General features: G+C 53.3%; 11 protein-coding genes. 1 reads left to right on the plus strand and 10 read right to left on the minus strand.

Annotated elements, in window-relative coordinates; all coding sequences use genetic code 11:
* Nucleotides 1–127 precede the first annotated feature (127 nt).
* The 9 genes from NYE24_RS10820 to NYE24_RS10860 all read right to left on the minus strand — a co-directional run bounded on the left by NYE24_RS10820 (nt 128) and on the right by NYE24_RS10860 (nt 10,829).
* Entirely contained in the window at nt 128–2,377 is a 2,250-nt protein-coding gene (locus NYE24_RS10820) for a helix-turn-helix domain-containing protein (RefSeq protein WP_342478652.1), read from the minus strand.
* A gap of 18 nt (nt 2,378–2,395) precedes the next feature.
* Nucleotides 2,396–3,604, minus strand: coding sequence for an MFS transporter (locus NYE24_RS10825; RefSeq protein WP_342478653.1), 1,209 nt, complete (start codon nt 3,602–3,604; stop codon nt 2,396–2,398).
* A 4-nt stretch (nt 3,605–3,608) separates the two neighbouring features.
* Entirely contained in the window at nt 3,609–4,592 is a 984-nt protein-coding gene (locus tag NYE24_RS10830; protein ID WP_051493943.1) for an ROK family protein, read from the minus strand.
* 43 nt (nt 4,593–4,635) lie between these two features.
* Complete coding sequence (locus tag NYE24_RS10835) at nt 4,636–5,814, minus strand: ROK family transcriptional regulator (RefSeq protein WP_342478654.1); 1,179 nt, start codon at nt 5,812–5,814, stop codon at nt 4,636–4,638.
* A 182-nt stretch (nt 5,815–5,996) separates the two neighbouring features.
* On the minus strand, nt 5,997–6,608 hold the full coding sequence (locus NYE24_RS10840; protein WP_342478655.1) for a GNAT family N-acetyltransferase: 612 nt from the start codon (nt 6,606–6,608) through the stop codon (nt 5,997–5,999).
* A gap of 65 nt (nt 6,609–6,673) precedes the next feature.
* Entirely contained in the window at nt 6,674–7,249 is a 576-nt protein-coding gene (locus NYE24_RS10845; RefSeq protein WP_342478656.1) for a TetR/AcrR family transcriptional regulator, read from the minus strand.
* 224 nt (nt 7,250–7,473) lie between these two features.
* Entirely contained in the window at nt 7,474–7,608 is a 135-nt protein-coding gene (locus tag NYE24_RS10850; RefSeq protein WP_342478657.1) for a hypothetical protein, read from the minus strand.
* 215 nt (nt 7,609–7,823) lie between these two features.
* Nucleotides 7,824–9,770: an alpha-L-arabinofuranosidase C-terminal domain-containing protein gene (locus NYE24_RS10855; protein ID WP_342478658.1), complete on the minus strand. Its 1,947-nt coding sequence runs from the start codon at nt 9,768–9,770 to the stop codon at nt 7,824–7,826.
* Between the two features lie 36 nt (nt 9,771–9,806).
* Nucleotides 9,807–10,829: a cellulase family glycosylhydrolase gene (locus tag NYE24_RS10860; protein WP_342478659.1), complete on the minus strand. Its 1,023-nt coding sequence runs from the start codon at nt 10,827–10,829 to the stop codon at nt 9,807–9,809.
* Between the two features lie 179 nt (nt 10,830–11,008).
* On the opposite strand from NYE24_RS10860, the gene NYE24_RS10865 reads away from it, so the two are divergent.
* A complete protein-coding gene (locus NYE24_RS10865; protein ID WP_036699375.1) occupies nt 11,009–11,806 on the plus strand; it encodes an AraC family transcriptional regulator in 798 nt (265 codons plus the stop codon).
* Between the two features lie 27 nt (nt 11,807–11,833).
* On the opposite strand, the gene NYE24_RS10870 is transcribed toward NYE24_RS10865, so the two are convergent.
* On the minus strand, nt 11,834–12,283 hold the full coding sequence (locus NYE24_RS10870) for a macro domain-containing protein (RefSeq protein ID WP_036699373.1): 450 nt from the start codon (nt 12,281–12,283) through the stop codon (nt 11,834–11,836).
* Between the last annotated feature and the right edge of the window lie 136 nt (nt 12,284–12,419).

Genomic DNA, 12,419 nt, shown 5'->3' on the forward strand with positions numbered 1-12,419 from the left:
AAACTTAAATACCTAACTTATATATAACATAATACGTCATGTACATATCACCCATTGCCCCATATCTCACCCATTAATCAAAAAAAGCGCAAACCCGGAATCAGCTGAAGCCGGATTTACGCAGTGCTTATTCATCTTTATGGAGCTTCAATTTGCGGTAATCCCCCGGGGTCATGCCCGTAATACGTTTGAAGACCCGTCCGAAGGTAATGGAATTAGCATATCCAATCTGCAGTGCTATATCCTGTATGCTCTCTGAAGTCGTATCCAGCAGTTCCTTGGCCTTCATCAGCCGCAGCTCTGCGAGAAAGTCCACGAACTTCATATTGAATTCTTCCTTGAACAGGTAGCTGGCGTATTTCGCAGAGATCTGGAACCGTTCGCTCAGATGATTCAAGGAGAGATCCGGATTGGCATAATGCTCTTCAATATAATGCTTAACCTCGGTAATCATCACCCGGTGGCTCTTCAGCTCATTGACCGACACATAGACATGGTAGGTTTCATTCAGCCAGCCGGTCAGCAGCTCCCGGATCTCTTCAAGATCGGTGCTTCCCCGGATGCGTTCCCGCAGACCGCCGCTCCATGCTGCCGCAAGCTGACGGTCCAGCGTCCCCGCTATGCCCTTAAGCTCCTGCTCCAGTGCCTGGAGCAGCACTTCCAGCAGCATATAGATCTCTTCGTCCTTCAGACGGTCCTTGCGGAAGGAATCGAAGATTTCGTCCAGCCGGATACGCCAGTTCTCGCCCGACAGGCGGAATTCACGGACAAGCTGGGTGAAGCTCCCGAAGTATTTATAGCTCTGGAGTCCGGAATCGTCCTGCTGATTCATTTGGACTGCTGCAATATCTGTTCCCAGTGCCAACCGGTGACTCAGCACCTCAGCCGCTGCCGCGTAAGAATTCCGGATCTCCCGCCAGTCCTGGACGACCGTACCCAATCCGAAGGTCAGGGATACCCGCAGATTATCCATAATCCAGCGGTGGCAGTCTCTTGCCAGCTCCAGCATCGTATCGCTGTCATCCTTCACCGGCTGGAACCGGAGGCCAATAATAATCCCCAGCCGCTCCCCGCTGATCCATTCGGCCCAGGCCTGAAGCGGCTTATCTGCTATCAGGTCCCCCAGTACATTGGTTAAGGCAAATTTCAGCAGGTTCTGATCCTGTGCAGGCAGCGCATGCCAGTCCCTCTCCCGGTTCAGCTCGGCTGCGAATACAACGAAGGCTGCGAACTCCCTGGTGCCCTCAAAAGGGTCCAGCGACTCCAGCCGTTCTGCCGCATCCTCCAGCCGCTGCCCGCTAAGGAAATCCTGGAACAGCTCCCGGCGCTGAATGACCAGATTCTCATAGCGTTCCCGCTCATAGTCGGTGGTGATCTGCACCAGCCGGTCCAGCGCATTATGCATCAGGGCCATTTCATCGGAAGCTACGTCAGGAGCGGCATCCTTGGCCGCAGGCTGAAGTCCTTGAATCCGCACCATCAGCTGATGGATGGGCCGGTAATTCCGCCGGGTGATGTAGATGATATACACTACGCCCAGCGCAATCGTCAGCAGCCCGAGAATGAACCAGACGTAGGAGATCACCGAGATCCAGTCGAATAAGCGCCCGGCCCGGAGCCCGCTCTCGAAGGTCCAGCCCAGATCCTTCGCCTCGACCTTCGAGAGCGTTCTGTTATTCTCGCCGTCTGCGGCGGGAGCAGAATCATAGATTGGCGTCCCCGAGACATCCTTGATCCGCAGGAAGGACAGTTCTCCACTCGTCAAGCTGTCCACCAGACGCTGTAAGCGATACACACTGACATTAATAACAATATAGCCGTCGGAGCCCCATGGAATCGGCAGCCTGCTGGCCAGGCTGATTACCGGCCGCAAGTCCTTAGAGTTCCTGGGCTGAACCATCCGTACAGCGCTCCACCCCTGCTGCTCCTTATTCACGGAGAGCTGCTGCAAATATTCCGCCTCCAGCCCCTGGCCCTGCCCAGGATTCACGTATCCGCTCTGGCCCAGCATCAGCTTGTCCTTGTTACGGTAGACATAGATCGAATCAATCAGGCTGAAGCGTTCAGATAGACGGTTCATACTCTGCACAATTTCATACGAGCTGCCAGCGGGCGAATCCGTGCCGGAGGGCGCATCCAGAAAGTCATTATAGGAATAGTTGTTTCCGATCTCCTGCAGCACCCCCAGCTCTATATCATTCAAGGTCCGCTCCACCGTATCCGCCACATAGCTGGTGGATATGTAGTTGGCCTTCTCCGTCTCGCTGCGGGACAGCTCCGTAATGACCATGAAGGCCAGGAAGATTAGAACAGTGACTACAAGCAGGAAGACAGGGAAGTATGAGAATAGCATCCGACTATACCAACTGCGCTTCATAGAGCTTCCCCCTTCTTCTTATTCAGACTGCTGCTTCTTACGTGAAATAGAGCTTACCTTGTACAGCAGCAATGCACCTAACGCGGCGCTGACCGTACAGGAGAAATACATCAGCCCCGGGCCGCCGGTCTCCAGCAGATACCCGTTCAGCAGGTTACCGGCAATGCCGCCAAGACCGACAAACACCATATTGAACAGGCTTTGCCCTGTGGCTTGCAGCTCTTTGCCCGTAATAGAGGCCACATATTCCACAGCTGCAATGTAAAAGAAACCAAACGACATGCCGTGCAGCGTCTGGACACCTATCATAACACCGGGAACAGGAATGAGCCATTGGATCGCCCAGCGGAGCATGTAGACAACGGATGCCAGCATCAATGTTTTCTCATAACCGTACTTCTTCAGGACTCTTGCGGCCACGAGCATTGCCGGAACGCTGGTAATGGAAGCAATCATCAGGGCGATGCCTGACCATGCGAAGCTCCCGCCCGCCATCTGGAAGGTCAGGACAAAGAAGGAGTTGAAGGCCGTAAGCGTCTGGTTCACCAGAAAACAGCCGGCGAGAAACAGCAGAAAGACCCGGTTGCCCAGCAGCTGCCTGATTCCGCTGGTGAAGGTTACATGCTGCGTCCGCCGCTCCACATTCACCGGGATGGTAATCACGAGCAGAAGGGCAAGCAGGTTGAAGATCAGGAAGGGAATCCACAGCTCTGTAACTCCCATCCAGTTCAGATACAGTCCGCCGAAGTACCCTCCCAGCGCCGTTCCGATACTGCCGAACAGCCGGATGGTGCCGAACGAGGTACCTGCGGCTGAAGCTGCATTCACTGCATAAGAGTCGGCAATCGGCGTCTGGGTGCTCTGAAAAATCGTATACAAGCTGTATACAAGCACAATAACGACAAGCCATTTTACATTGTAGAGATAGACTATGGTGCCGGGAACAATCAGGGTAAGCATCAGTACCAGTCTTGTTCGTTGATAGCGGTCCACCAAAATTCCCCATAACGGCTGAAACAGAATCGCCAGCAAGGTGCCGAAGGCCATCATCACTCCAATTCTCTGGCTCGTCATGCCCTGATGAACCAGAAGGGAGGTGACATACGGGTTGAAGCTGCCCCCGGCCAGACCTGTGAACAGATACAGCCCGCGCATCTTCAGCAGGACCTCGCTCTCCTTGCTGCCTACAGAGAATCTCATTATACTTGTTCCGCGTCTCATTTTCATACCCTCAATTCTGCCCGGTTCCTGCGTTCAGCCTGCTTCGGGCCGCGGCCGCAGCACCTATCGCTCCCGCCTGATTACCAAGCACCGCCTGCCGGATCAATAAAGATTGCTCAGGTGTATACCGGCTGACCCGTGCTGCAACCTCCTGCACATAGCCCGGGTTCTTCTCCACGACACCGCCGCCCAGAATCACCAGCTCCAGATCCAGCGTAATCGCAATATTCTTGACCGCCGCCGCCATCTGTTCATACGCATGATCCAGCAGCGCCAGCGCTGTCTCATCCTGCTGCTGCGCCGCTGCAAATACATGCTCCGCCCGGACTGTATCGCCCTGTGCCAGCTCCCGGATCAATGAACTGCTGTTATTCCCGTGCAGCCTAGCAGCCGCCTTCGCCCCGATTCCCGTGCCGGATACCTCCATCTCAAAAGGACCGAACTCACTGTACTCCGGATCAGCAGCAGCATGAACCGCCCCCGGCTCAACGATGAGATAGCCAATCTCACCCGCAGCGAAGCTGGCTCCCCGGTAGAGCTGCCCGTTCAGGAACAAGGCGCTGCCCACCCCCGTGCCGACCGTGATCATAATGAAATGCTCAGACCCCGCAGCAGATCCCGCTGCATACTCGCCCATAGCTGCCATATTCACATCATTGTCCAGCACCACCAGTCCGGGATAATAAGCGGCAATTACCTGACGGATATCCAGGGCTCCAGGCCAATTGAGCGCCGGTGCGCTGGTCAGTGTGCCGGTGCGCTCATTCATGACTCCCGGGAACCCGATGCCTACTCCCTTCAGAGAAGTGAGCGTAGTGCCGTTACGCTTGCAGAGCTGCTCCAGTTCGGCGAATAACCAGCGGAAGAACACCTCCGGCTCCCGGCTCAGCTGCGTCTCTACTTTGTACTGTTCAAGCACCGTTCCTTCTTCATCTGTGAGGCATAGCAGTGTTTTGGTTCCGCCCACATCAATTCCTGCAGTTAACATATTCATCTAGGATTCCCCCGTCATTCTATTTAATATAAGCTTATGCTCCTTATGCCCGCATCTCACGAAAAGCCAATTGGACCGCGGTCTGGACCGCTCCATGAACTACATCCTTGTCCCCGTGGCTGGAAGCAGCCAGCCGGGGCTTCCGGTGAAGTCCGCCCAGCCGGGATTCCAGCCTCTCCAGCAGGATCTCACCATGGCTGCCCAGTTCGCCTCCAAGGACCACAGTCGTTGGAGCCATCACTGTACAAATACTGCCCACTGCCTCTGCAAGCAGATTGCAGTAAGTTTCGATAATAGCCAGTGCAAGAGGCTCACCTCTGCGCACATCATCCCATATCTGCTCCGCTAATTCTCCAGGTATGGACAGCAGATACGCCGTATCACTTGCACCTGTGTGTTCTTTTGCCATCCGGTTAGCCAGTTGCCTTAATCCGTCTGTAGACAGTACATCCTCCAGCCTGCCTGCGCTCAGCATCAGATTGGCAAGTTCGCCTGCACCGCCGCCAAGCCCCCGGTAGATCTCCCCGTGGATAATGAGACCGCCCCCGGTTCCTTCGCCGATGGAGAAGTACAGCAGAGAGCCGCTTACCTCCATCCCCGAAGAGGTATACTCCGCCAGAGCCGCGAGGTTGACATCATTCTCCGTCACGACAGGCACGGGGAACAGCTGGGCCAGATTAGTCCTTGCGAGCACCCCTTCACACCCGCGCAGCGGGGCAACCAGGTCAGATACGCTGCCATCTGCCGGGTCCACTACGCCTGGAATCCCGAAGGCCGCGGCCCGCAGCTTCTCCCGGGAAATCCCGGAATCCGCAAGCATTCCCTCTATGCTCTGCACCAGAAAGTCTTGGCACACCGCCTCTGTCAGTCCGCTCTCCGGCATAGACAGCTGCTTGTAATAGCAGATCTCTCCGCTCATATCCGCAAGTGCTATCCGCAGGCTGCTTCCCCCCACCTCTGCCCCTAAGGTAAAGAAGCATTTCGGGTTGAATTCCACTAGAGTCGCTTTGCGGCCCTGGGTGTTCTCCGCTCTGCCGGTCTCTCTGACCAGTCCGCGTTCTATAAGATGAGCAATGGCCGAGGATACGGTAGGCTTGCTTAAGCCCGTATACCGGCTAAGATCCGCTCTGGATTGCGGTCCGCCGCTGATGATCCGGTCCAGAATCAGAAATTCATTCAGATTGCGCATGACCTTGGGGGTCCCGGCCGTTTGAATTTTCAAGATTCATACTCCGTTCTATACATAGTTAATTAAGTTTACTAACTTAATATAAAGTCTAATATACAGTCTTTCGGGCGATTTATCCAGACCTGGATTTGAATAACTTGTTCTTGTCATCATCTTCCCATCTCCCAAAACACAAAAATCCCCGATCCTCCTGCGGACCGGGAATGAGTGCCAGGCTAATTCAGCATTTTCTCCATATGCAGCACTTTGTGGAAGCCGGCCTGCGAGGAGAACAACCGGGTATTCTGCACCTTGAAGATCCGGAAGCCCACCCGCTCATACAGCTTCTTCGCCAGCGGATTGGTATCGACAACCTCCAGCAGCACCTTACTGCGGTCTGCCTCCCGGGACCACGCGAAGACAGCCTCCAGCAGCCGGGTTCCGACGCCCAGTCCTCTGGCCTGCTCAGACACTACAAGCGGATCGATATGTACTGCATTAGAGGGGGTATTGCCATGGAGCAGGCGGAAGATGCCATAGGCTGCATAGCGCCAAGCGCCGCCGAGCTGCCCGAAGGTCTGTCTGAGCGAACGGTAACTCAGCGTCATGAAGAAGCCATCTCCTGTCTCCAGACCGGCAAAGCCTACAACCCTTCCCTCATACACCGCATACAAGGCTTTGTCATAATGCAGGCAGCGGCTCAGCACGTCCACAATATCCTGCTCTTTACGGGAGAAGATCCATATTCCGCTGAATTTCAAGGTAAAAGCCTGATAGAATAGCCTGGCGACCTCGCGTTTCTGTTCTTCATCCAAGCGGTCTACGATCTCTACTTGCAGTGTTGTCATACAGATCCCTCCTTATTGTTCCACTACAGATTCTATTCGTCTTGGTGAACGAGCCCTCTTCACGGTTACCTGTCGTCCCCATGCCCTATTCTGCCGCAGCCTTGGAGGACTGTATGAACCAGCAGCTTCGGAGCATCATTCTTCGCAAGATTCCCCTTCTGGATCTCCTGCCAGGCAACGAACAACAGATTATACATGACCGTTATGATCCAGTGGGCGGTCATTCCGGTATTCAGCAAACCGCGTGCCTGCCAGCCCTCCACCGCTTCCCGCAGCGGCTGCTTGATCCGTGCTTCCTCGGCTACAATATGCGGATTCTCGTCCACGGAGGCGGCGCTGCTGAGAAAAGACACCTTGCCGCCCAATGGAATCAGCACCTCGAACACTTCCGTCAGGAATGGGAGCATATCGTGCTCCTCTGCGGTAACTCCTCCGAGCGCTTCTTCCACCAGCCCGATCGCATTCAGCGCCAGCGCATCCAGCAGCAGCTCCCTGGTAGAGAAATACCGGTGCAGCGTCGCAATGCCAACCCCTGCGTGATCCGCTATCTCCTGCAGCGTAGCCGTCTGCTTGAGCGCCAGCAGCTCCGTCGATGCATCAAGAATGGCCTTCCGTTTGTTATCTTTGACACTGGTTTTCATGAATATAAGCCTGCCTCTGCTGTAGAATGAGTAATAGGTTTGTGAATTTAATGATATTTAAATTACTATAATGATACAATTATCTATCATTTAAGTTTATTTTATACCGGAAAGTTGGTGGTGTAAAACTCTTCAAGGCCAAAGCAAAAACCCCCTCAAGAAAAGCTGAACGCTTCGTAAGGGGGTTACCTTTTCCTCCACAGGGGAGGTTTGTTATCTATGGATTATCTTCTTTCATTCACACCGAGCTGCTCCTTCAATGCATCCTGCAGAATCCGTGAGTAATTCACATTATTTGTCGCAGCAAGATCATCCAGCCAGGTCGCAAAATAACGGTAAAATTTCACTTTGTCCTTCATTTGAATGATCTCCTTTCGATGAAACTATTGAAGTCCTGCCTGCTTGAGGATACTTATGATGGTTTTCTTCGGCAGTTGGGATGAGGTAAGGATAGTACGTGTTTCAGTACGTGTCAATAATTGAGTATGCACAGTGTTAAATATTATAAAAAGACCCCTTAAAAAGCTCTATTAAGCTTCTTAAGAGGTCAGAATGTCGCAACTCAGATTACTGATTACTTCTTCCCGCACTCCATCCGCAGCACATGGAACGACTTCGGCTCCAGTGTATAAACCATCCGGCTTGCGGTCTCAAGCGGCACACTGGCAGGTGCGATGTTGCGCGGAGTCTCAATCGAGTTCACTTCCGTCTCCTCGCCCTGCATCACATAGGCCACCCCGCGTCCGTTCAAGCCCAGCGCCGTCTCCAGCTCCACCTGAACCTTGCGGTCCAGAGTATTCACCAGCTTCACATACAGAACCTGCTGCTCCTCATCAAAAGAAACAGTGTAAGGAATCTCCTCCTGGTCATGCTCCGTCTGCAGCACCTTCGTTCCCATCAGTGTACTATACAGTTGCTGCACATAGTAGCTTGGCGTGCCATAGCTGTTCTCGCCATCGAACCAGATCATGTCCGGCGACCACTGGGCGTAGCCAAGTCTGGCGAACAACGGCGCATAAGAGGCCAGCACGACGATATCGGCATTGCGCTCAAGGCCCGTCAGGAATGCGGCTTCTGCCAGCGCAGCGCCCCAGCTGTTGAAGTGCGGCATATTCATCCCGTTGCCATAATGGCCTGCATACTCCCCGGCGAATACCTTGATATTACGTGGATACTCATCATAGAAATGCACGTTCTCGCACAACCATTCCGGCTTCACATAGTAATGCTCATCGATAGCGTAGACGAAATTCGGATTACCCTCAGCCCGCTTCCGGTAATATTCCCACGCCCGGGTGTAGTTATCTGAGCTGACATCCGGCCCGGCAGAACCGATCAGCTGCACAGACGGGTACGCTGCATGAATCGCCTGCTCGAACAGATCGTATCGGGTGAAAAAGTCCGCATGCTCCGTCTCCCACTGTTCATTGCCGATCCCGATCATCTCCAGCCCGAACGGCTCAGGGTGGCCCATCTCACTCCGCAGGCGGCCCCAAGGTGAATCCACCGGTCCGTTGGCGAATTCCAGCAAATCGAGCGCATCCTGAATATACTCCTGGAAATCATCATCATGTACGCCCACATGCTCAGTAGACTGGAACTGGCAGGCCAGCCCGACATTCAGCACCGGAATCGGCCGCGCCCCCAGGTATTCACACAGCAGAAAATACTCATAGAACCCAATCCCCAGGCTCTGATTATAGTGGCTGTACTCGCTCGTGTACTGATTCTCTTCATTATTCCCGTGCAGCGCCCAGCGGCTGCTGTTATTCTTGCGCTGCTCGGCGGCTCCTACACTCCGCTTCCACTGGTAGCGGTTCTCCAGGTTATAACCCTCAACAATACAACCTCCGGGGAACCGCAGGAAGCCTGGTTTCATCTCCTCCAGCAGCCCGACCAGATCCCGGCGGAACAGAGCCAGCACCGCATCGGAGGGAATCATGGAGATGAAGTCGAAGCAGACCGTGCCCGGCGCATCCAGCCGGATGACGAAATCCCCATACGATACAGGCTCAATGCTGCTAAGCTGCGCTGTATAGCGTGTCCACTCTTCCCCTACCGCTGTCGCGATGACAGCCTGCGCCATAACTGTGCTATTCTTCTCAACCGAAACTTCAATGCCCCCTGCATACCCCTCCGCTCTGGCATAGAAGGATACCTCATACGTAAGTCCCGGCTTCAGAGACACGCCATCATAGGCCTTATTGGTAAAAGCGTTCTGCGTCTCCCCGGCGGTAAACGCCAGGTAATGGGGATTCACCTCATTCTGCGGATGCTCCGCCCCAATCTGAAGCATGGCTCCGCTGGCCTCTGCGGGATAAGCTGTCCAGCCATAAAGACCGTCATGGCTCTCGCTGTAGCTCCCCCTGTCGCCCTGTGCCTTCATGAACTCAAAGGAACGGTTCTCAATCATCTCGGCATGCAGCCCGCCGTCCAGACCATAGTTGATATCCTCGAAGAAGAGCCCTATCATTCCCTTGGAGATCGATACTCCGGGTTTATCTGTAATTTGTATTTTCATTTATAAGACCTCGCTTCATAAAGAGTATTAAGCCGCTCACAAATAAGAAATAACCTCAGACGTAATGCTGCTCTCGTAACGGTCGGAGATGCCGAAATCCATCTTTTTATACGTCCATGCGGCCCGGCCGATCTTGTATTGCTCGAACACTCCATGCACATCCTTGTACCAGTTCACTACGCTCTGTGACGGGGCCTGTTCAATAACGCCATATTCCCCGCAGTACAAATACACATTCCGCTCGGCAGCGACATCAATCGCGTTCTGAATCAGACTGGTCATGTACGCCGGCCCCATCTCGTGGATACCTTCTGCATGCAGCCCGGAGCCAAAAGCGCCAATAGCCGCCGAAGTACTGCGGTAGTTCGCAAGGTCACCCGGATACTCCATACTGCTCTTAGGCATCTGTTCCACCCAAGCCGCACGCTGGTGTGTGAACAGGAACGGCTCGTAGAAGTGGAAGGTGTACACGATATTCTCGTCATACGGCTGATCTAGCAGCACGAGGGTGTGCACGCTGTTCCACTGAATGCCGCCGATAACGATTTTGGTCTCCGGGGCGTGCTTGCGGATCTCGGCAATTGTCCGGTGAGCCAGCGCATTCCAGCGGCTGCTGTCCTTCTCCACAATCTCATTCAACAATTCAAAAGCCACAGTATCCTTATAACTGGCATACCGGCTGGCAATCGCCTTCCACAGATCCAGGAACCGCTCCTGGAGCGCCGGATCATCGAACAGGGAATTCTCGGCCACGCTGTTGAAGGAGAAGCCCGGTGTTTTATGCAGATCAATAATGAGATTCAGCCCATGGGCAGCACACCAGCGGATGCAATTGTCGATATGCTTGAACCCGGCGTAAGTCTCAGCATTCCCCGTATCCTCTATCACTTCATAATCCACCGGCAGCCGGACATGGTCCAGACCCCAGGAGGCAATCGTCTCGATATCCTTCTCCGTAATGAAGCTATCATAATGTGTATGCTGATACGGACACTGGGACAGCCAGCCTCCGAGATTCACCCCTCTTGAATAACCCTTCCACTCTTTCATTTCGATCATCCTCTCCGGCCTCAGCCTTCATTGTATACTCCTCTTGCTTACCTGCCTTAAGCATAGATAAACCCTGGCCCCAGGACAATTACACATCGTGCGTAAGTACTAACTTATTGTGCAATCCTCATTTACAAAAGGCACCCTTAGCTTCTACAATAGACCTATCTGCTGCGCAGGAGGTTCATATGAACATACACAATATCGGCTACAATCACAGCCATGACGCGGATTTTATTATCAACAGGCCCCAAGGGTCAGGAGACTATATGCTGCTGCTGCTGAAGACCCCAGCCATCTTCACTTTGGAGGGAGAGAGCCGGGTGACAGGTCCAGATTCCTTCATTCTGTACAGTGAACATACGCCCCAGTTCTACCGGGCATACGGGTCACAGTTCACCAATGACTGGTTCCATTTCCGGCTGGACAAGCCGGGGGATGAAGCGCTGCTGGACCGGCTGGCGATCCCCAGGGATGAAGTGATCCCGATTGGCGACCTGAACGAGCTGTCGATTATCATTAACAATTTGTGCTATGAGGCTTATTCCGAGAACCCGCATAAGGACGAGACCATTGAATTATATCTGCAATTATTCTTCATTAAGCTCAGCAACCGGATTCATTCAACCCAGAAGGAAGTCGGCAACACGCATTACAACAAGATGTCCATTATCCGCACCAAAATCTACAACCAGCCCTTCCTGAACTGGACGATAGATGGACTGTCCCACGAGCTGACCATGAGCCGGTCCTGCTTCCAGCACTTGTACAAGGACTTCTTCGGCGTAAGCCCGATGGCCGACGTCATTACCAGCCGGATCGAACATGCGAAATACCTGCTCACCACCACAGACACCTCCGTCAAAAAAATCGCCGAAATGAGCGGCTACGCCAGCGAGATTCACTTCATGCGCCAGTTCAAGCAGCAGACGGGGCAGACGCCCACCCAGTACAGGGAGCACAAAATAAAGCCAGACCGCTTGTAAGCAATCTGGCTTTATTTTTAGTGATATTTAAATCTTATACAAAGTAACTTCATAGTCTGCAAAAACCTTCCCGATCATCTCCTCTACCACACTCCACTCCCCATTTGCCAGCCCACAGCCAATATTGTACGGGAGCGCCACAGACAGCCCCTTGGCCTGCGCTTCTGTCTTCAGTGTAGTTAACGCTTGCTCCAGCGCAGCATAATCCGTATACCGGGTTTTGCTCCTTCCATAGTTCAGCTGACCGAACAGATTCGCCGTGTACTTCGCGCCCGTCTGCACCAGCTGGCAGTGTCCGAGCAACCCGTCAGGTGTGTACTGGTCACAATACTTTTTATACTCAGGATATAAATTCGGATAACGGTCCCGCAGGATCTTCGCAATTCCCGAACCCATCACCCCCTGGCAATTCACCTGGTGCCCCAGAATATCTTCACTAGCTTCTAGTAGATCGCCGTTTACGAGTTGGATGGCCATGGTTTTCTCCTTGTTTGTTGTGACTTTAGATAGCTTAGTAAAGCTTTTATGTAGGATTATATCATTATCAGTTTGGAAATTGAGAAAAAGACGACACCATTCGGAGAAACCGAATAGCGTCGTCATGCCCTCCATA

The organism is Paenibacillus sp. FSL H7-0350 (assembly GCF_038593195.1).
In the GTDB taxonomy this organism is placed as follows: domain Bacteria; phylum Bacillota; class Bacilli; order Paenibacillales; family Paenibacillaceae; genus Paenibacillus_AQ.